Here is a 24,768-nt window from a genome sequence, read left to right as displayed (position 1 = left end):
TGCAGAATTGTAGCAAAAACTAGTCCCAAGAAGATTTGGGACTAGTTATTTTATAAGCCTGTATTATCTATTTGATCTTCTACAATCAATTTAATACTATCACCTGAACCATCCGATTTTACATACTCATATGTTGTAGATGTTCCATCTGAAACTCCTGTCCCATTTACTCTATCCCAACCAGTTGTGTCTACTGTAGCCACATTATCTTCATCAAGTCCAATTATAGGGTTTCCATCACCATCGCCTATGATTTGCAGAGTATTGTTTGAGTCTGTAATGCTTAAGACATCATCAAGTGATAAATTCGTAATCTGATGATCTCCACTAGCACTCAAGTCAATTTTTTCAATATTATCTAGTTTAGTATAGTCTAAAGTAGTTCCAGCATCAAGAGTTATTCCAGCATCCATCACAACAGTATCAAAGCCAGCTTCTCCATCTAATTGAGCAACTCCATCATATGTTAGAGTATCGTTAAACACTGCAGAGTATTCTATGTTTATATCAAGTAAAATCGTATTTAAAGAGTCCCCATCGTTATCAACAATTGAAGCTTCAATAGTTTCTGTAGTTGCTACTCTATCTGTTGGTATATATCTATAACTACCAGTTTCAAAGTTAATTTCAAAATCTCCATGTGTTCCAGAAATAGTTTGAACTACATTAACAGCATCATATGTAACTGTATTCGCTCCGATAGTAACTGACTCAATATGTCCACCATCTGCACCAAAGTCGATTATAGTGTTACCGCTTGCATCTGATGTAAAGCTACCTTCAGTATAAAGTGCAGCAGTTGAACTAACTGCAGTACTAAGCTGAGCTATATTAGAGATATTTTCAGCATCCTGAGAAACAACGTTTTCACCATTATCTGCGACTTTTACTATATCACTTAAAACACTTGTTGTATTTACACTATAACTAAATAGCTTATCAATAGCCCCAGAGTCTACAAAACTATTCCAAGTTGGTAAATATGCATCAAAATCTGTTTTATAAGCGTCGTATGTATTACCATCTCCAAAGAAGTACATTACATCTTGATCTGCAGCTGCAAGTGTTGGAGTATATAGAGTTCCGTACGAGTTCTCTACTACTTCACGAAGACCTTGCTCAATGTCTGTACCACTTCGTGTAGTATCTAAAGTAAGTGCTCTACCTGCATCAGCATCTAGCCAACCACTTTGAATCTTTCCATTTCCATAAAACTGAACTATATTAACGTTTACACTTCCCATAGATTCGTACTTATTAATCATTGTCTCTATTGCTTGTTCTGTTAATGCTAAATCTGAATCACTCATACTTGAAGAGACATCTACTATAACTGAGATGTTTGTTGTTACTGGTTCAATTGTTAAAGTAACGTCTTGTGGTGTTGCCGTTGGTGCATCATCATGAATTGTCACATCTAAACCACCTGTATAATTATAACCCGCTAAATCTGTCACAGTGTATACAAAACTATCCATTACATTATCTGCAAGTCCTGAGATTTCTGTTTCTGCTGGTGCTTGAATAGAAAAATTGTCTATTAGTGCATCTTCTTGATTCCAACCACTACTATTTAAAAGATCTATTGATACTCGTCCATTTGTATCTAAAACAACATCAAAATCATAGTGAGCTTCTCCATCAAAATATGCTATATCACTAATTGTATCTGTATTAGCTGTAACAACAAAGTTATCATTACCACCATCCCAAACTCCAACTGCTTCAAAGTCAAATGATACTGTAACAGTTTTACCTGCATATGCAGCTCCAAAATCAAAAGTTTGACTAGCAGTGTTTCCACCACCATCAATAAGCATTTTACCTGCATTATTGATTACATTAGTTCCTGACCACCCTTCTAATCCAGCACTGAATGTTTGATTAACATTAATAGCTGCTAATAGCTCATTGTAAGTATAATGATCAACTGCATTAACAAGTGTATATGTGTAATCACCTGTTGTTGTATCTATTACTAGAACATTACCCTCTTTTGTTGTAACTGTAATTTCTCCGGCTACTGAAGTATCTGTTGTACCACCTGCTATAGTAGCATTAGTAAGAGCTGATCCAAGTGGTAGTGTGTCATTTGCGAGAATATTACCAGTCGTGATTTCTGCCGTACTTGTACTATCTGTTCCAGTATCTAATGCTGACTCATAAACTTCATCTACATTCGAATTAAGAACTGGAATCTCTTCTGCAGCACGATTAATATTTAACGTAACCACACCTGTAGATGTATCTCCATCATTATCAACTGCTGTAAAATCAAAAACTTCTTGTTTTGTATCACCTTGTGCTAAGCGTACATCTGGGGAGTAAACATATGCTCCTGTAGCAAAGTTAAGTGAGATATGTCCTAGCTGTAAAGTATCTAGTTCGAGTTGGCTTCCAGCTATTACATTTGCATCTGCATCATTTGTAATAGTATCAGATGCTACATTGTATGTATAAAGTACTCCATCTATTGTGATATCTTGGAAATATCCACCATCTGCACCAAATCCATCACTACCTAACTGGCCAAGAACATTTCCAACAAGTGGAGGCTGGATTGTTCCAAGTAAAGTTTCTGCTAATGTTGTTGAATCCGTAACGATAACACCATCACGTTCAACTTCATTTAATCCATCATAAGCTAATGGATCAAGAAAAGCTTGATCAGCCGCAGTCAAGCCAGATCCAAATCCAACGCCATAGGCACTAATATCATTTGCTTCTAAAAAGTCAGTCCATTCAGTTATCTCAACACCAGTAATTCCATCTGTACCTTCAGTACCACCAGCAGTTTGAGGTTGACCATCAGAGAAGAAGTAAGTTATGTTTGCCACTTCTATCTCTGCTGTCGCTTCTATTTTACCATCTACTAGATAACCAATTTCAGCTTCTGCAACTGCTTCATCATAGTTAGTTCCACCACCTGGTGTTAAACTAATATCACGAGTAGCAGCAGTTCCATCTCCTATAAATTCTAAGGCTTCAGTAACTGTAAACCAGTGATTTTGGTGTGTAGACTCACCGCTATTAAAAGTAGTAATTTGTATTTTTACATTACCCATATCATCATATGAGTTAATTACATCTTTCATAGATGTAAGAAGTAGTTCCATTCTCTCCACTGTAGTAATCGTAGTTGAACCAGTATCGGCATCCCAACCCATACTTCCAGAAGTATCTACTATAAACATCAAGTTTGTATTTTGTTCAGGAATTTCAATATCCTGAACGATATTTCCACTTATGGCCATATCATCTTCTATGATTACATTTAAGTTTACATTCGTAGTGTCTACACTATCCGTAACTGCTACATTAAAATCTAATGCTAAAATATCTTCAACTGAGTTAGTAGGATGATCAACTGCATCCAAAAGAGTTACTGTATATGCACCTGTGTTTGTCACATTTATAGTAATAACATCAGTACCGTTTGCTGAACCTGTTAAAGTGTCACTGCCAGCTCCACTCCATGTTACAGTTGCTCCACCAGAAGTAAGAGTTTGAGTTGGATTAGAGAGTGAAACACTCAATACATCACCTTCAACATCACTAAAAGACATCGTTCCTGTCATAACAGCTGAATCAGTAGTGTCATCTCCAGGATTTTCACCAGTAGTATCGACTATACCATTGAAAAGTCCCTCTTCAGAAACTCTTGCAAATCCATCTACTGCTTCAGGGGCATCATTTACTGGTGTTACATTAATTGTTAAAGTACCTACATCTGTTAGTGAACCATCAGTTACTGTGTAATCAACTGTATCAACTCCATTGAAGTTAGCTGCTGGTGTATAAGTGTAAGATCCATCAGCTGCTAGAACTAAAGTTCCGCCTTGAGCTGTTGTAAAAGTACCTGGCGTTACACTTAACGCATCTCCATCTAAGTCTGTATCATTGAAATCTAAATCTACAGTTGAAGTAAATGGTGTATCTTCATCAATTGTGATTGAATCATCTACTGCTACAGGTGCATCATTTACTGGTGTTACATTAATTGTTAAAGTACCTACATCTGTTAGTGAACCATCAGTTACTGTGTAATCAACTGTATCAATTCCATTGAAGTTAGCTGCTGGTGTATAAGTGTAAGATCCATCAGCTGCTAGAACTAAAGTTCCGCCTTGAGCTGTTGTAAAAGTACCTGGCGTTACACTTAATGCATCTCCATCTAAGTCTGTATCATTGAAATCTAAATCTACAGTTGAAGTAAATGGTGTATCTTCACCAATTGTGATTGAATCATCTACTGCTACAGGTGCATCATTTACTGGTGTTACATTAATTGTTAAAGTACCTACATCTGTTAGTGAACCATCAGTTACTGTGTAATCAACTGTATCAATTCCATTGAAGTTAGCTGCTGGTGTATAAGTGTAAGATCCATCAGCTGCTAGAACTAAAGTTCCGCCTTGAGCTGTTGTAAAAGTACCTGGCGTTACACTTAATGCATCTCCATCTAAATTTGTATCGTTTGCATCTAAATCAATTGTAGAAGTAAATGGTGTATCTTCATCGACTGTGATTGAATCATCTACTGCTACTGGTGCCAAATTACCTGTGTAATCTTCAGTATCAGTTGCAGTTGCTGTATTTCCAGCTGCATCTGTAGTTGTTACTGAAGCGTCAATTGTTCTATCTCCATCTGCTGCTAAGTCTGAACCAGCTACATCGATACTAAATACTAAGTTTGTTCCATTATCTGTCACTAGACCAGTTGAAGTAACATTATTTATTACAAGTGTAACTGTATCTCCAACTTGAACATCTCCACCAACTACACCAGTGATTGCAATGTTTTGACCAGATTCAGCTGCGTTGATAACATCATCAGCAGTGATTTCAGTATCTAGTGTGATTGAAGCTGTGATTGCTGTATCTACTGTGTAATCTTCAGTATCAGTTGCAGTTGCTGTATTTCCAGCTGCATCTGTAGTTGTTACTGAAGCGTCAATTGTTCTATCTCCATCTGCTGCTAAGTCTGAACCAGCTACATCGATACTAAATACTAAGTTTGTTCCATTATCTGTCACTAGACCAGTTGAAGTAACATTATTTATTACAAGTGTAACTGTATCTCCAACTTGAACATCTCCACCAACTACACCAGTGATTGCAATGTTTTGACCAGATTCAGCTGCGTTGATAACATCATCAGCAGTGATTTCAGTATCTAGTGTGATTGAAGCTGTGATTGCTGTATCTACTGTGTAATCTTCAGTATCAGTTGCAGTTGCTGTATTTCCAGCTGCATCTGTAGTTGTTACTGAAGCGTCAATTGTTCTATCTCCATCTGCTGCTAAGTCTGAACCAGCTACATCGATACTAAATACTAAGTTTGTTCCATTATCTGTCACTAGACCAGTTGAAGTAACATTATTTATTACAAGTGTAACTGTATCTCCAACTTGAACATCTCCACCAACTACACCAGTGATTGCAATGTTTTGACCAGATTCAGCTGCGTTGATAACATCATCAGCAGTGATTTCAGTATCTAGTGTGATTGAAGCTGTGATTGCTGTATCTACTGTGTAATCTTCAGTATCAGTTGCAGTTGCTGTATTTCCAGCTGCATCTGTAGTTGTTACTGAAGCGTCAATTGTTCTATCTCCATCTGCTGCTAAGTCTGAACCAGCTACATCGATACTAAATACTAAGTTTGTTCCATTATCTGTCACTAGACCAGTTGAAGTAACATTATTTATTACAAGTGTAACTGTATCTCCAACTTGAACATCTCCACCAACTACACCAGTGATTGCAATGTTTTGACCAGATTCAGCTGCGTTGATAACATCATCAGCAGTGATTTCAGTATCTAGTGTGATTGAAGCTGTGATTGCTGTATCTACTGTGTAATCTTCAGTATCAGTTGCAGTTGCTGTATTTCCAGCTGCATCTGTAGTTGTTACTGAAGCGTCAATTGTTCTATCTCCATCTGCTGCTAAGTCTGAACCAGCTACATCGATACTAAATACTAAGTTTGTTCCATTATCTGTCACTAGACCAGTTGAAGTAACATTATTTATTACAAGTGTAACTGTATCTCCAACTTGAACATCTCCACCAACTACACCAGTGATTGCAATGTTTTGACCAGATTCAGCTGCGTTGATAACATCATCAGCAGTGATTTCAGTATCTAGTGTGATTGAAGCTGTGATTGCTGTATCTACTGTGTAATCTTCAGTATCAGTTGCAGTTGCTGTATTTCCAGCTGCATCTGTAGTTGTTACTGAAGCGTCAATTGTTCTATCTCCATCTGCTGCTAAGTCTGAACCAGCTACATCGATACTAAATACTAAGTTTGTTCCATTATCTGTCACTAGACCAGTTGAAGTAACATTATTTATTACAAGTGTAACTGTATCTCCAACTTGAACATCTCCACCAACTACACCAGTGATTGCAATGTTTTGACCAGATTCAGCTGCGTTGATAACATCATCAGCAGTGATTTCAGTATCTAGTGTGATTGAAGCTGTGATTGCTGTATCTACTGTGTAATCTTCAGTATCAGTTGCAGTTGCTGTATTTCCAGCTGCATCTGTAGTTGTTACTGAAGCGTCAATTGTTCTATCTCCATCTGCTGCTAAGTCTGAACCAGCTACATCGATACTAAATACTAAGTTTGTTCCATTATCTGTCACTAGACCAGTTGAAGTAACATTATTTATTACAAGTGTAACTGTATCTCCAACTTGAACATCTCCACCAACTACACCAGTGATTGCAATGTTTTGACCAGATTCAGCTGCGTTGATAACATCATCAGCAGTGATTTCAGTATCTAGTGTGATTGAAGCTGTGATTGCTGTATCTACTGTGTAATCTTCAGTATCAGTTGCAGTTGCTGTATTTCCAGCTGCATCTGTAGTTGTTACTGAAGCGTCAATTGTTCTATCTCCATCTGCTGCTAAGTCTGAACCAGCTACATCGATACTAAATACTAAGTTTGTTCCATTATCTGTCACTAGACCAGTTGAAGTAACATTATTTATTACAAGTGTAACTGTATCTCCAACTTGAACATCTCCACCAACTACACCAGTGATTGCAATGTTTTGACCAGATTCAGCTGCGTTGATAACATCATCAGCAGTGATTTCAGTATCTAGTGTGATTGAAGCTGTGATTGCTGTATCTACTGTGTAATCTTCAGTATCAGTTGCAGTTGCTGTATTTCCAGCTGCATCTGTAGTTGTTACTGAAGCGTCAATTGTTCTATCTCCATCTGCTGCTAAGTCTGAACCAGCTACATCGATACTAAATACTAAGTTTGTTCCATTATCTGTCACTAGACCAGTTGAAGTAACATTATTTATTACAAGTGTAACTGTATCTCCAACTTGAACATCTCCACCAACTACACCAGTGATTGCAATGTTTTGACCAGATTCAGCTGCGTTGATAACATCATCAGCAGTGATTTCAGTATCTAGTGTGATTGAAGCTGTGATTGCTGTATCTACTGTGTAATCTTCAGTATCAGTTGCAGTTGCTGTATTTCCAGCTGCATCTGTAGTTGTTACTGAAGCGTCAATTGTTCTATCTCCATCTGCTGCTAAGTCTGAACCAGCTACATCGATACTAAATACTAAGTTTGTTCCATTATCTGTCACTAGACCAGTTGAAGTAACATTATTTATTACAAGTGTAACTGTATCTCCAACTTGAACATCTCCACCAACTACACCAGTGATTGCAATGTTTTGACCAGATTCAGCTGCGTTGATAACATCATCAGCAGTGATTTCAGTATCTAGTGTGATTGAAGCTGTGATTGCTGTATCTACTGTGTAATCTTCAGTATCAGTTGCAGTTGCTGTATTTCCAGCTGCATCTGTAGTTGTTACTGAAGCGTCAATTGTTCTATCTCCATCTGCTGCTAAGTCTGAACCAGCTACATCGATACTAAATACTAAGTTTGTTCCATTATCTGTCACTAGACCAGTTGAAGTAACATTATTTATTACAAGTGTAACTGTATCTCCAACTTGAACATCTCCACCAACTACACCAGTGATTGCAATGTTTTGACCAGATTCAGCTGCGTTGATAACATCATCAGCAGTGATTTCAGTATCTAGTGTGATTGAAGCTGTGATTGCTGTATCTACTGTGTAATCTTCAGTATCAGTTGCAGTTGCTGTATTTCCAGCTGCATCTGTAGTTGTTACTGAAGCGTCAATTGTTCTATCTCCATCTGCTGCTAAGTCTGAACCAGCTACATCGATACTAAATACTAAGTTTGTTCCATTATCTGTCACTAGACCAGTTGAAGTAACATTATTTATTACAAGTGTAACTGTATCTCCAACTTGAACATCTCCACCAACTACACCAGTGATTGCAATGTTTTGACCAGATTCAGCTGCGTTGATAACATCATCAGCAGTGATTTCAGTATCTAGTGTGATTGAAGCTGTGATTGCTGTATCTACTGTGTAATCTTCAGTATCAGTTGCAGTTGCTGTATTTCCAGCTGCATCTGTAGTTGTTACTGAAGCGTCAATTGTTCTATCTCCATCTGCTGCTAAGTCTGAACCAGCTACATCGATACTAAATACTAAGTTTGTTCCATTATCTGTCACTAGACCAGTTGAAGTAACATTATTTATTACAAGTGTAACTGTATCTCCAACTTGAACATCTCCACCAACTACACCAGTGATTGCAATGTTTTGACCAGATTCAGCTGCGTTGATAACATCATCAGCAGTGATTTCAGTATCTAGTGTGATTGAAGCTGTGATTGCTGTATCTACTGTGTAATCTTCAGTATCAGTTGCAGTTGCTGTATTTCCAGCTGCATCTGTAGTTGTTACTGAAGCGTCAATTGTTCTATCTCCATCTGCTGCTAAGTCTGAACCAGCTACATCGATACTAAATACTAAGTTTGTTCCATTATCTGTCACTAGACCAGTTGAAGTAACATTATTTATTACAAGTGTAACTGTATCTCCAACTTGAACATCTCCACCAACTACACCAGTGATTGCAATGTTTTGACCAGATTCAGCTGCGTTGATAACATCATCAGCAGTGATTTCAGTATCTAGTGTGATTGAAGCTGTGATTGCTGTATCTACTGTGTAATCTTCAGTATCAGTTGCAGTTGCTGTATTTCCAGCTGCATCTGTAGTTGTTACTGAAGCGTCAATTGTTCTATCTCCATCTGCTGCTAAGTCTGAACCAGCTACATCGATACTAAATACTAAGTTTGTTCCATTATCTGTCACTAGACCAGTTGAAGTAACATTATTTATTACAAGTGTAACTGTATCTCCAACTTGAACATCTCCACCAACTACACCAGTGATTGCAATGTTTTGACCAGATTCAGCTGCGTTGATAACATCATCAGCAGTGATTTCAGTATCTAGTGTGATTGAAGCTGTGATTGCTGTATCTACTGTGTAATCTTCAGTATCAGTTGCAGTTGCTGTATTTCCAGCTGCATCTGTAGTTGTTACTGAAGCGTCAATTGTTCTATCTCCATCTGCTGCTAAGTCTGAACCAGCTACATCGATACTAAATACTAAGTTTGTTCCATTATCTGTCACTAGACCAGTTGAAGTAACATTATTTATTACAAGTGTAACTGTATCTCCAACTTGAACATCTCCACCAACTACACCAGTGATTGCAATGTTTTGACCAGATTCAGCTGCGTTGATAACATCATCAGCAGTGATTTCAGTATCTAGTGTGATTGAAGCTGTGATTGCTGTATCTACTGTGTAATCTTCAGTATCAGTTGCAGTTGCTGTATTTCCAGCTGCATCTGTAGTTGTTACTGAAGCGTCAATTGTTCTATCTCCATCTGCTGCTAAGTCTGAACCAGCTACATCGATACTAAATACTAAGTTTGTTCCATTATCTGTCACTAGACCAGTTGAAGTAACATTATTTATTACAAGTGTAACTGTATCTCCAACTTGAACATCTCCACCAACTACACCAGTGATTGCAATGTTTTGACCAGATTCAGCTGCGTTGATAACATCATCAGCAGTGATTTCAGTATCTAGTGTGATTGAAGCTGTGATTGCTGTATCTACTGTGTAATCTTCAGTATCAGTTGCAGTTGCTGTATTTCCAGCTGCATCTGTAGTTGTTACTGAAGCGTCAATTGTTCTATCTCCATCTGCTGCTAAGTCTGAACCAGCTACATCGATACTAAATACTAAGTTTGTTCCATTATCTGTCACTAGACCAGTTGAAGTAACATTATTTATTACAAGTGTAACTGTATCTCCAACTTGAACATCTCCACCAACTACACCAGTGATTGCAATGTTTTGACCAGATTCAGCTGCGTTGATAACATCATCAGCAGTGATTTCAGTATCTAGTGTGATTGAAGCTGTGATTGCTGTATCTACTGTGTAATCTTCAGTATCAGTTGCAGTTGCTGTATTTCCAGCTGCATCTGTAGTTGTTACTGAAGCGTCAATTGTTCTATCTCCATCTGCTGCTAAGTCTGAACCAGCTACATCGATACTAAATACTAAGTTTGTTCCATTATCTGTCACTAGACCAGTTGAAGTAACATTATTTATTACAAGTGTAACTGTATCTCCAACTTGAACATCTCCACCAACTACACCAGTGATTGCAATGTTTTGACAGATTCAGCTGCGTTGATAATCATCAGCAGTGATTTAGTATCTTGTATTGAGCTGTGATTGCTGTATCTACTGTGTATTTCAGTATCAGTTGCAGTTGCTGTATTTCAGCTGCATCTGTAGTTGTTACTGAAGCGTCAATTGTTCTATCTCCATCTGCTGCTAAGTCTGAACCAGCTACATCGATACTAAATACTAAGTTTGTTCCATTATCTGTCACTAGACCAGTTGAAGTAACATTATTTATTACAAGTGTAACTGTATCTCCAACTTGAACATCTCCACCAACTACACCAGTGATTGCAATGTTTTGACCAGATTCAGCTGCGTTGATAACATCATCAGCAGTGATTTTCAGTATCTAGTGTGATTGAAGCTGTGATTGCTGTATCTACTGTGTAATCTTCAGTATCAGTTGCAGTTGCTGTATTTCCAGCTGCATCTGTAGTTGTTACTGAAGCGTCAATTGTTCTATCTCCATCTGCTGCTAAGTCTGAACCAGCTACATCGATACTAAATACTAAGTTTGTTCCATTATCTGTCACTAGACCAGTTGAAGTAACATTATTTATTACAAGTGTAACTGTATCTCCAACTTGAACATCTCCACCAACTACACCAGTGATTGCAATGTTTTGACCAGATTCAGCTGCGTTGATAACATCATCAGCAGTGATTTCAGTATCTAGTGTGATTGAAGCTGTGATTGCTGTATCTACTGTGTAATCTTCAGTATCAGTTGCAGTTGCTGTATTTCCAGCTGCATCTGTAGTTGTTACTGAAGCGTCAATTGTTCTATCTCCATCTGCTGCTAAGTCTGAACCAGCTACATCGATACTAAATACTAAGTTTGTTCCATTATCTGTCACTAGACCAGTTGAAGTAACATTATTTATTACAAGTGTAACTGTATCTCCAACTTGAACATCTCCACCAACTACACCAGTGATTGCAATGTTTTGACCAGATTCAGCTGCGTTGATAACATCATCAGCAGTGATTTCAGTATCTAGTGTGATTGAAGCTGTGATTGCTGTATCTACTGTGTAATCTTCAGTATCAGTTGCAGTTGCTGTATTTCCAGCTGCATCTGTAGTTGTTACTGAAGCGTCAATTGTTCTATCTCCATCTGCTGCTAAGTCTGAACCAGCTACATCGATACTAAATACTAAGTTTGTTCCATTATCTGTCACTAGACCAGTTGAAGTAACATTATTTATTACAAGTGTAACTGTATCTCCAACTTGAAACATCTCCACCAACTACACCAGTGCATTGCAATGTTGTACTGAAGCGTCAATTGTTCTATCTCCATCTGCTGCTAAGTCTGAACCAGCTACATCGATACTAAATACTAAGTTTGTTCCATTATCTGTCACTAGACCAGTTGAAGTAACATTATTTATTACAAGTGTAACTGTATCTCCAACTTGAACATCTCCACCAACTACACCAGTGATTGCAATGTTTTGACCAGATTCAGCTGCGTTGATAACATCATCAGCAGTGATTTCAGTATCTAGTGTGATTGAAGCTGTGATTGCTGTATCTACTGTGTAATCTTCAGTATCAGTTGCAGTTGCTGTATTTCCAGCTGCATCTGTAGTTGTTACTGAAGCGTCAATTGTTCTATCTCCATCTGCTGCTAAGTCTGAACCAGCTACATCGATACTAAATACTAAGTTTGTTCCATTATCTGTCACTAGACCAGTTGAAGTAACATTATTTATTACAAGTGTAACTGTATCTCCAACTTGAACATCTCCACCAACTACACCAGTGATTGCAATGTTTTGACCAGATTCAGCTGCGTTGATAACATCATCAGCAGTGATTTCAGTATCTAGTGTGATTGAAGCTGTGATTGCTGTATCTACTGTGTAATCTTCAGTATCAGTTGCAGTTGCTGTATTTCCAGCTGCATCTGTAGTTGTTACTGAAGCGTCAATTGTTCTATCTCCATCTGCTGCTAAGTCTGAACCAGCTACATCGATACTAAATACTAAGTTTGTTCCATTATCTGTCACTAGACCAGTTGAAGTAACATTATTTATTACAAGTGTAACTGTATCTCCAACTTGAACATCTCCACCAACTACACCAGTGATTGCAATGTTTTGACCAGATTCAGCTGCGTTGATAACATCATCAGCAGTGATTTCAGTATCTAGTGTGATTGAAGCTGTGATTGCTGTATCTACTGTGTAATCTTCAGTATCAGTTGCAGTTGCTGTATTTCCAGCTGCATCTGTAGTTGTTACTGAAGCGTCAATTGTTCTATCTCCATCTGCTGCTAAGTCTGAACCAGCTACATCGATACTAAATACTAAGTTTGTTCCATTATCTGTCACTAGACCAGTTGAAGTAACATTATTTATTACAAGTGTAACTGTATCTCCAACTTGAACATCTCCACCAACTACACCAGTGATTGCAATGTTTTGACCAGATTCAGCTGCGTTGATAACATCATCAGCAGTGATTTCAGTATCTAGTGTGATTGAAGCTGTGATTGCTGTATCTACTGTGTAATCTTCAGTATCAGTTGCAGTTGCTGTATTTCCAGCTGCATCTGTAGTTGTTACTGAAGCGTCAATTGTTCTATCTCCATCTGCTGCTAAGTCTGAACCAGCTACATCGATACTAAATACTAAGTTTGTTCCATTATCTGTCACTAGACCAGTTGAAGTAACATTATTTATTACAAGTGTAACTGTATCTCCAACTTGAACATCTCCACCAACTACACCAGTGATTGCAATGTTTTGACCAGATTCAGCTGCGTTGATAACATCATCAGCAGTGATTTCAGTATCTAGTGTGATTGAAGCTGTGATTGCTGTATCTACTGTGTAATCTTCAGTATCAGTTGCAGTTGCTGTATTTCCAGCTGCATCTGTAGTTGTTACTGAAGCGTCAATTGTTCTATCTCCATCTGCTGCTAAGTCTGAACCAGCTACATCGATACTAAATACTAAGTTTGTTCCATTATCTGTCACTAGACCAGTTGAAGTAACATTATTTATTACAAGTGTAACTGTATCTCCAACTTGAACATCTCCACCAACTACACCAGTGATTGCAATGTTTTGACCAGATTCAGCTGCGTTGATAACATCATCAGCAGTGATTTCAGTATCTAGTGTGATTGAAGCTGTGATTGCTGTATCTACTGTGTAATCTTCAGTATCAGTTGCAGTTGCTGTATTTCCAGCTGCATCTGTAGTTGTTACTGAAGCGTCAATTGTTCTATCTCCATCTGCTGCTAAGTCTGAACCAGCTACATCGATACTAAATACTAAGTTTGTTCCATTATCTGTCACTAGACCAGTTGAAGTAACATTATTTATTACAAGTGTAACTGTATCTCCAACTTGAACATCTCCACCAACTACACCAGTGATTGCAATGTTTTGACCAGATTCAGCTGCGTTGATAACATCATCAGCAGTGATTTCAGTATCTAGTGTGATTGAAGCTGTGATTGCTGTATCTACTGTGTAATCTTCAGTATCAGTTGCAGTTGCTGTATTTCCAGCTGCATCTGTAGTTGTTACTGAAGCGTCAATTGTTCTATCTCCATCTGCTGCTAAGTCTGAACCAGCTACATCGATACTAAATACTAAGTTTGTTCCATTATCTGTCACTAGACCAGTTGAAGTAACATTATTTATTACAAGTGTAACTGTATCTCCAACTTGAACATCTCCACCAACTACACCAGTGATTGCAATGTTTTGACCAGATTCAGCTGCGTTGATAACATCATCAGCAGTGATTTCAGTATCTAGTGTGATTGAAGCTGTGATTGCTGTATCTACTGTGTAATCTTCAGTATCAGTTGCAGTTGCTGTATTTCCAGCTGCATCTGTAGTTGTTACTGAAGCGTCAATTGTTCTATCTCCATCTGCTGCTAAGTCTGAACCAGCTACATCGATACTAAATACTAAGTTTGTTCCATTATCTGTCACTAGACCAGTTGAAGTAACATTATTTATTACAAGTGTAACTGTATCTCCAACTTGAACATCTCCACCAACTACACCAGTGATTGCAATGTTTTGACCAGATTCAGCTGCGTTGATAACATCATCAGCAGTGATTTCAGTATCTAGTGTGATTGAAGCTGTGATTGCTGTATCTACTGTGTAATCTTCAGTATCAGTTGCAGTTGCTGTATTTCCAGCTGCATCTGTAGTTGTTACTGAAGCGTCAATTGTTCTATCTCCATCTGCTGCTAAGTCTGAACCAGCTACATCGATACTAAATACTAAGTTTGTTCCATTATCTGTCACTAGACCAGTTGAAGTAACATTATTTATTACAAGTGTAACTGTATCTCCAACTTGAACATCTCCACCAACTACACCAGTGATTGCAATGTTTTGACCAGATTCAGCTGCGTTGATAACATCATCAGCAGTGATTTCAGTATCTAGTGTGATTGAAGCTGTGATTGCTGTATCTACTGTGTAATCTTCAGTATCAGTTGCAGTTGCTGTATTTCCAGCTGCATCTGTAGTTGTTACTGAAGCGTCAATTGTTCTATCTCCATCTGCTGCTAAGTCTGAACCAGCTACATCGATACTAAATACTAAGTTTGTTCCATTATCTGTCACTAGACCAGTTGAAGTAACATTATTTATTACAAGTGTAACTGTATCTCCAACTTGAACATCTCCACCAACTACACCAGTGATTGCAATGTTTTGACCAGATTCAGCTGCGTTGATAACATCATCAGCAGTGATTTCAGTATCTAGTGTGATTGAAGCTGTGATTGCTGTATCTACTGTGTAATCTTCAGTATCAGTTGCAGTTGCTGTATTTCCAGCTGCATCTGTAGTTGTTACTGAAGCGTCAATTGTTCTATCTCCATCTGCTGCTAAGTCTGAACCAGCTACATCGATACTAAATACTAAGTTTGTTCCATTATCTGTCACTAGACCAGTTGAAGTAACATTATTTATTACAAGTGTAACTGTATCTCCAACTTGAACATCTCCACCAACTACACCAGTGATTGCAATGTTTTGACCAGATTCAGCTGCGTTGATAACATCATCAGCAGTGATTTCAGTATCTAGTGTGATTGAAGCTGTGATTGCTGTATCTACTGTGTAATCTTCAGTATCAGTTGCAGTTGCTGTATTTCCAGCTGCATCTGTAGTTGTTACTGAAGCGTCAATTGTTCTATCTCCATCTGCTGCTAAGTCTGAACCAGCTACATCGATACTAAATACTAAGTTTGTTCCATTATCTGTCACTAGACCAGTTGAAGTAACATTATTTATTACAAGTGTAACTGTATCTCCAACTTGAACATCTCCACCAACTACACCAGTGATTGCAATGTTTTGACCAGATTCAGCTGCGTTGATAACATCATCAGCAGTGATTTCAGTATCTAGTGTGATTGAAGCTGTGATTGCTGTATCTACTGTGTAATCTTCAGTATCAGTTGCAGTTGCTGTATTTCCAGCTGCATCTGTAGTTGTTACTGAAGCGTCAATTGTTCTATCTCCATCTGCTGCTAAGTCTGAACCAGCTACATCGATACTAAATACTAAGTTTGTTCCATTATCTGTCACTAGACCAGTTGAAGTAACATTATTTATTACAAGTGTAACTGTATCTCCAACTTGAACATCTCCACCAACTACACCAGTGATTGCAATGTTTTGACCAGATTCAGCTGCGTTGATAACATCATCAGCAGTGATTTCAGTATCTAGTGTGATTGAAGCTGTGATTGCTGTATCTACTGTGTAATCTTCAGTATCAGTTGCAGTTGCTGTATTTCCAGCTGCATCTGTAGTTGTTACTGAAGCGTCAATTGTTCTATCTCCATCTGCTGCTAAGTCTGAACCAGCTACATCGATACTAAATACTAAGTTTGTTCCATTATCTGTCACTAGACCAGTTGAAGTAACATTATTTATTACAAGTGTAACTGTATCTCCAACTTGAACATCTCCACCAACTACACCAGTGATTGCAATGTTTTGACCAGATTCAGCTGCGTTGATAACATCATCAGCAGTGATTTCAGTATCTAGTGTGATTGAAGCTGTGATTGCTGTATCTACTGTGTAATCTTCAGTATCAGTTGCAGTTGCTGTATTTCCAGCTGCATCTGTAGTTGTTACTGAAGCGTCAATTGTTCTATCTCCATCTGCTGCTAAGTCTGAACCAGCTACATCGATACTAAATACTAAGTTTGTTCCATTATCTGTCACTAGACCAGTTGAAGTAACATTATTTATTACAAGTGTAACTGTATCTCCAACTTGAACATCTCCACCAACTACACCAGTGATTGCAATGTTTTGACCAGATTCAGCTGCGTTGATAACATCATCAGCAGTGATTTCAGTATCTAGTGTGATTGAAGCTGTGATTGCTGTATCTACTGTGTAATCTTCAGTATCAGTTGCAGTTGCTGTATTTCCAGCTGCATCTGTAGTTGTTACTGAAGCGTCAATTGTTCTATCTCCATCTGCTGCTAAGTCTGAACCAGCTACATCGATACTAAATACTAAGTTTGTTCCATTATCTGTCACTAGACCAGTTGAAGTAACATTATTTATTACAAGTGTAACTGTATCTCCAACTTGAACATCTCCACCAACTACACCAGTGATTGCAATGTTTTGACCAGATTCAGCTGCGTTGATAACATCATCAGCAGTGATTTCAGTATCTAGTGTGATTGAAGCTGTGATTGCTGTATCTACTGTGTAATCTTCAGTATCAGTTGCAGTTGCTGTATTTCCAGCTGCATCTGTAGTTGTTACTGAAGCGTCAATTGTTCTATCTCCATCTGCTGCTAAGTCTGAACCAGCTACATCGATACTAAATACTAAGTTTGTTCCATTATCTGTCACTAGACCAGTTGAAGTAACATTATTTATTACAAGTGTAACTGTATCTCCAACTTGAACATCTCCACCAACTACACCAGTGATTGCAATGTTTTGACCAGATTCAGCTGCGTTGATAACATCATCAGCAGTGATTTCAGTATCTAGTGTGATTGAAGCTGTGATTGCTGTATCTACTGTGTAATCTTCAGTATCAGTTGCAGTTGCTGTATTTCCAGCTGCATCTGTAGTTGTTACTGAAGCGTCAATTGTTCTATCTCCATCTGCTGCTAAGTCTGAACCAGCTACATCGATACTAAATACTAAGTTTGTTCCATTATCTGTCACTAGACCAGTTGAAGTAACATTATTTATTACAAGTGTAACTGTATCTCCAACTTGAACATCTCCACCAACTACACCAGTGATTGCAATGTTTTGACCAGATTCAGCTGCGTTGATAACATCATCAGCAGTGATTTCAGTATCTAGTGTGATTGAAGCTGTGATTGCTGTATCTACTGTGTAATCTTCAGTATCAGTTGCAGTTGCTGTATTTCCAGCTGCATCTGTAGTTGTTACTGAAGCGTCAATTGTTCTATCTCCATCTGCTGCTAAGTCTGAACCAGCTACATCGATACTAAATACTAAGTTTGTTCCATTATCTGTCACTAGACCAGTTGAAGTAACATTATTTATTACAAGTGTAACTGTATCTCCAACTTGAACATCTCCACCAACTACACCAGTGATTGCAATGTTTTGACCAGATTCAGCTGCGTTGATAACATCATCAGCAGTGATTTCAGTATCTAGTGTGATTGAAGCTGTGATTGCTGTATCTACTGTGTAATCTTCAGTATCAGTTGCAGTTGCTGTATTTCCAGCTGCATCTGTAGTTGTTACTGAAGCGTCAATTGTTCTATCTCCATCTGCTGCTAAGTCTGAACCAGCTACATCGATACTAAATACTAAGTTTGTTCCATTATCTGTCACTAGACCAGTTGAAGTAACATTATTTATTACAAGTGTAACTGTATCTCCAACTTGAACATCTCCACCAACTACACCAGTGATTGCAATGTTTTGACCAGATTCAGCTGCGTTGATAACATCATCAGCAGTGATTTCAGTATCTAGTGTGATTGAAGCTGTGATTGCTGTATCTACTGTGTAATCTTCAGTATCAGTTGCAGTTGCTGTATTTCCAGCTGCATCTGTAGTTGTTACTGAAGCGTCAATTGTTCTATCTCCATCTGCTGCTAAGTCTGAACCAGCTACATCGATACTAAATACTAAGTTTGTTCCATTATCTGTCACTAGACCAGTTGAAGTAACATTATTTATTACAAGTGTAACTGTATCTCCAACTTGAACATCTCCACCAACTACACCAGTGATTGCAATGTTTTGACCAGATTCAGCTGCGTTGATAACATCATCAGCAGTGATTTCAGTATCTAGTGTGATTGAAGCTGTGATTGCTGTATCTACTGTGTAATCTTCAGTATCAGTTGCAGTTGCTGTATTTCCAGCTGCATCTGTAGTTGTTACTGAAGCGTCAATTGTTCTATCTCCATCTGCTGCTAAGTCTGAACCAGCTACATCGATACTAAATACTAAGTTTGTTCCATTATCTGTCACTAGACCAGTTGAAGTAACATTATTTATTACAAGTGTAACTGTATCTCCAACTTGAACATCTCCACCAACTACACCAGTGATTGCAATGTTTTGACCAGATTCAGCTGCGTTGATAACATCATCAGCAGTGATTTCAGTATCTAGTGTGATTGAAGCTGTGATATCATTATCATTAATAGTTGTAATAATTTCAGAAATTCCTAAAGTTACTACTTCAAATCCACCATTTGAGTTATTGCTAATTGCTATTTTATAATCTTCTGGAATTTCTTTAATTGTATCATCTACATTTTCTACCGTATAAGTAGCTGTAGTTTCTCCAACGGGAATCGTTACCGTTACAACTTTAGCTTGAATATCTCCATTCGTTGTAATTTCTGTAATTGTAAGTTCTACATCCATAGCTTCTACAACTGGGGCTGTAGCTGTTACTGTATAGATTACTGATTCACCTTCATTTGTCGAAGTGGCTCCTGAAATAGAGAGTTCAGCTCCAATATCTTTATCAGCATCATTAGTCTCATCCGTAATAGCCGTAGTAACACTCGCTACTCCGATTATAGTATTCTCAAACCCTCCACCATTTACACCTGTGATAGAAGCTTTGAAATCTTCCGTTGTCTCAGCGAGTGCATCATCTGTTGTATCTACTGTAAATGTCGCTGAAGTTGTTCCTGCTACGATTGTTACTGTTTTAGTAACTGCTACATAATCACCATCTTGAGTTGTGATATGCCCTGTTGTTATGTCTACGTTTAAATCTGTAATTGGCGTTTTATCTACAGAAACTGTATATGTAGCTGTATTCCCTTCTACCACTGTACTTGAGCCTGAAATGCTTACTGTTGCCGTATCTTCACTCGCTGGTGAAACTTCATCAGTAATCGTCGTTGTTACTTCCGTATTTCCAAGAGCTACTGCTTCAACGCCGCCACCTATTGGGTTAGACATAGTTACAGTGTAATCTTCCGCTCCTTCGGCATATGCGTCATCATTTGTTTGTACCGTGAAATCAACTGACATTTGATTAGCTGGGATAGTTACCGTAGTACTTAGTGCTACATAATCTCCATCTTCCGTAGTTGTATGACCCGTTATGATGCTAACCGTTAAGTCAGTTGATGGTGCTTTATCTGCTGTTACTGTATATGTAGCTGCTCCTGATTCTTCAACGTTTGCGTCTCCACTTAGAGTTAGAGTTAAAGTATCCTCTGGATTAGTTGGAACTGCTTCATCTGTGATTGTTCCTATACCTTGTGCATCCGCTATTACCGCGTTTAAACTTGCATTCGAAAGATTCATAGTGAAAGTCTCATTTGCTTCACTGATGTAATCATCCGTTATTGGCACTGTTATAGTTGTTGTTGTAGTTCCTGCTGTGATAGTACCTAGACCAGACACTGCAGTATAGTCAGCTCCATCTAATGCACTATCATCTGCAGAGGCGTAATCGAATGTTACATTCTCGGTCGTTGGATTGCTAAGAGTCACTGTAAATGTCATACTGCCTGCATCTTCATCAACAGTTACGTCGTTAATAGTTAAACTTGGTTTACCTTCATCATCTATGATTGTCGTAGTTACTGGCGTTGTATTTACGTTTGTAGTCTCAAACCCTCCACCAGTTGTTGTTCCTGTAAGAGTTACTGTGTAATCTTCATTACCTTCTGTGATACTATCATTCGTATTTAGAACATTGAAGTTTACTGAACTATCTCCTGCTGCAATTGTCACTGTCATTGTTGTTGGTACTAGGTCACCGTCATCTGTTGTAGAGTGTCCAGTCTGTACTTCAACATCCATAGCTGTAGCCGTTGGCTCATCTAACGTGATAGTATAAGTTGCAGATCCGCCTTCGATAACTGTAGTTACTCCACTTAGCACTACGTTTACTACTTCGTCATCACTCTCAGTTCCTGGAGTTGTATTGTCATGGATAGTTGTTGCTACGGTATCTGCTGTTGCATCTACTGCTACGTTCTCAAATCCGCCGCCTACTGGGTTAGAGATAGTTACGTTATAAACTTCATCCCCTTCAGCATATACGTCATCTATAGTTGCTATGCTGAAATCAACTGATGAGCTGTTTGCTGGGATTGTAACGGACACGGTGTTTGTTGCTATATCACCGCTCTGCGCCGAAGTGAAAGAGTAAGTTATATCTACGTTTAATGGTGAAGTAGTTGGGCTGTCTACTGCTACAGTATAAACTGAAGAGTCTCCTTCATTTACGTCAGACGCGCCTGTGATAGAGACTAAAGCCGTATCGGTAGTTGTTTCAGTTCCCGGAGTTGCGTCATCATGGATAGTTGTTGCCACTGTAGCCGTACCTATCACTACTTTCTCAACGCCACCGCCTTGTGGGTTAGAGATAGTTACGTTATAAACTTCATCACCCTCTGCATATACGTCATCTACCGTTGCAACACTAAATGTTGGTGCTGCAGTTGATCCTGCTGGGATAGTTACCGTTGTTGTGTTTGTAATAATATCTCCAGATTCCGCTGAAGTAAAAGAGTACGTTACGTCTACGCTCATATCAGTTATTACCGCTTTATCAGTAGTGACTGTATATGTTGCACCATCTCCTTCATTTACATCTGTAGTTCCCGCAATATTAAGAGTAACAGTATCAGCTGCATCTGCAGTTGGCTCATCCGTGATTGTACCTACACCTTGTCCATCAGCTACAACTACACCTGGCGTTACATTACTTAAGTTCATTAAGAATGTCTCAGGGTTCTCAGCTATATAGTCATCTATTACAGGAACCGTAATTGTAGTTGTTGTAGCTCCTGCTGTGATAATTCCTGAGCCAGTCACTGCTGTATAGTCACTGCCCGCTAATGCGCTTGCACTGTCTGCTGATGCATAATCAAATGTAGTATCTGTAGCTGAAACTTTACTAAGAGAGACTATAAATGTCATAGTTCCTGCATCTTCATTTACTGTTACATTATTTATACTGATTGAGAGTACGTCATCGTCTGTAATAGTAGTTGTTACTGGATTAGTATTTACATTTGTAGTCTCAAACCCTCCACCTGTTGTTACTCCTGTGAGTGCTACTGTGTAATCTTCATTACCCTCAGCAATGGCATCTTGGTTATTAGATACTGTGAAGTTAACACTTGAAGTGTTGGCTGGGATATCCACCATCATAGTAGTTGGAACTAAATCACCATCATCAGTTGTAACATGTCCTGTTTGTACTTCTACTTGCATAGGTGTTGCTGTAGGCTCATCTAAAGTAATAGTATAAGTTGCATCTGCACCTTCAGCTACTGTTTCAGCTCCACTTAGTGTAACCTTTACTACATCAGTATCACTTTCCGTTCCTGGAGTCGTGTTATCAGAGATAACTGTATTTACTGGTGTTGTATCTACATTTACCGCTTCAAACCCTCCACCTGTTGTTATACCAGAGAGTTCTACCTTGTACGTCTCATCACCTTCAGCATAAGAGTCATCAATGTTATCCACTGTAAAGTTTACAGAGTTTGAGTTTGCTGGGATAGTTACTGTTATAGTTGCTGGAATCAGGTCGCCATTTTCTGTTGTAACATGCCCTGTAGTTACTACTACATCCATTGGAGTGATTGCATTTTCACTCAGCGTTACCGTATACGATGCAGTCCCACCTTCAGTTACTGCTGTATCTCCACTAAGAGTTACAGAGATAGTATCGGCAGTTGATGGTGTTGGTTCATCTGTAATGATACCTAGACCTGTATTATCTGAGATAGTTGCGTTTGAAGGGTTACTTAGAACCATATCTAAGGTCTCGCTTCCTTCATTAATAAAGTCATCGTTTACTGTTACTGTGATAGTTTGAGTAAGAACACCTGGGTTAAAAGTAAGGCTACCACTTGTTGCTGTATAGTCTAATCCTGCCGTTGCTGTTCCATCTACACTTGCATAATCTACACTTACTGGTAAATTACTTGGGTTACTTAGTGTAACTGTAAATGTCATAGTTCCATCATCTTCGTTTACGATTACATCGTTGATAGAGATAGAAGGAGTGTCGTTACCTAATATAGTTGTAGTAACTGTACTATTACCTATAACTACATTCTCAAAACTACCTTGAGATGGATTTGAAATAGTAACATCAAATGTTTCTGCGTTTTCAGCAATATTGTCATCTACAATATCTAAGTTGAAGTCAACTGAGTTTGTATCTTTTAAAATTGTTACTTGATTAGTGTTTGTAACTATATCCCCTGTTGATGCACTTGTATAGCTGTAAGTAATGTCTACAGTCATATCTTCTAATGGTGCGTTGTCTACACTTACCGTGTATATAGGAGTATCTCCCTCATTTGCTGTTGTTGCTCCGCTTAGGCTTAGAGTTGTTGTATCTATAGTATCTACAACTGTAACCGTCGCTGTATCAGTAGTTACTAGGTTTTCAAACTCAGCTCCACCAGATGTAACTGTTGCAGCTAAAGTAATTACTTCACCGTCTATGTAAACATCATCACCTTGGATTGCAAATGGAGTTGAAGTTGCCACTCTCTGACCGACTTCGAATGTGATAGTTGCTCCATTGTCTAAAGCGATTACTAATGGAGATTCTACTGGGGCATGATTTAAAGATGCCTCAATAGTAGCGTTAGAGCTTCCTTCACTAACAGATATGTCCGAAAGAGTGAGTCTTGTTGTATCTTCTTCAGATGGCGTTATCTCATCTATAATAGTAGTAATAACTTCAGGGTTTTCGATACTTATTGAGTCAAAGCCACCATTAGTTGTTCCAACTATAGTTACTCTATAATCTTCAGAATTTTCTTTTATCATGTCATCTAGATTATTTATTGCAAATGAAATAGTTGAACTTCCAGCAGGAATTATCACCTCAATAGAAGTGTTTAAAATATCCCCATTTGTTGTAATGTCAGATATATTGATAGTAACAACCATATCTACTGTTGGAGCTTTTTGTAGTTCTAAAGTATAACTACTTATTTCACCCTCTTCTACTAGTGCAGTTCCAGACAGAGAGATACTATTTCTAGTTTGAATTCTTTCACCATCTGTCCGAGTAATTAACTCTTCTTGAGGAAATTCAGCTCCACGCAGATCACTATTAATATCAACTTCTGCCGCATCTCTGTCTGCAAATGTATCAGAAAAAGAGTGACCTACTGCTGCTTGGTCTTCACCCGCTGCTGTTTCATCTTCTTCTGTATCCTCACCAACTTTAGCATCTGGGTTATCACTATCAGCATATATGCTTTCATCAAGTGCTAGGTTAACGCTGTCAGGGGAAACAGCCTCTTCTAATCCAGCATCTTCTATTATAGATAGATCAAAAAGTTGCTTATCTAAACCACTCAAAACAATTGGCTCTTCAACATTTTGCATAGATATTTTTAAAGATGCAGATGAGCTATTATCACTTGCTCCATAAACTAACATACCTTCAGTAATGCTGTCACCAACTTTTAGCTTAAAAATCTCTCCAGATTTGTCTTGAGCGAAAAATGTACCTTCTAGTTCTGTTACTTTTCCTATTGATGCTTTCATAATAATCCCCTAAAAATATAATATTGGAACTATTATAACGAGTTCAAATATAAAAGGGTATTGTCCAGAGGGACAAGAAAGTGTAAAATTGC

4 protein-coding genes are annotated in these 24,768 nt (G+C 38.3%); all 4 read right to left on the bottom strand.

The genetic code is table 11. The features are described from left to right. Window positions 1–50 precede the first annotated feature (50 nt). The 4 genes from GJV85_RS03115 to GJV85_RS03100 are packed head-to-tail and all read right to left on the bottom strand — an operon-like array spanning window position 51 to window position 24,676. On the bottom strand, window positions 51–10,625 hold the full coding sequence (locus GJV85_RS03115; RefSeq protein ID WP_242689862.1) for an Ig-like domain-containing protein: 10,575 nt from the start codon (window positions 10,623–10,625) through the stop codon (window positions 51–53). Between the two features lie 37 nt (window positions 10,626–10,662). Continuing rightward, window positions 10,663–10,938 carry a hypothetical protein gene (locus tag GJV85_RS03110; RefSeq protein ID WP_242689861.1) on the bottom strand — a complete coding sequence of 92 codons (276 nt, stop codon included), beginning with the start codon at window positions 10,936–10,938 and terminating at the stop codon, window positions 10,663–10,665. Between the two features lie 40 nt (window positions 10,939–10,978). Further along, entirely contained in the window at window positions 10,979–11,890 is a 912-nt protein-coding gene (locus GJV85_RS03105; RefSeq protein WP_207562413.1) for an Ig-like domain-containing protein, read from the bottom strand. A gap of 9 nt (window positions 11,891–11,899) precedes the next feature. After that, window positions 11,900–24,676: an Ig-like domain-containing protein gene (locus GJV85_RS03100; RefSeq protein WP_207562412.1), complete on the bottom strand. Its 12,777-nt coding sequence runs from the start codon at window positions 24,674–24,676 to the stop codon at window positions 11,900–11,902. Between the last annotated feature and the right edge of the window lie 92 nt (window positions 24,677–24,768).

Source organism: Sulfurimonas aquatica, from assembly GCF_017357825.1.
Lineage (GTDB): Bacteria > Campylobacterota > Campylobacteria > Campylobacterales > Sulfurimonadaceae > Sulfurimonas > Sulfurimonas aquatica.
The sequence above is the reverse complement of the archived record's forward strand: the minus strand, read 5'-3'. Positions and strand labels throughout refer to the sequence as shown.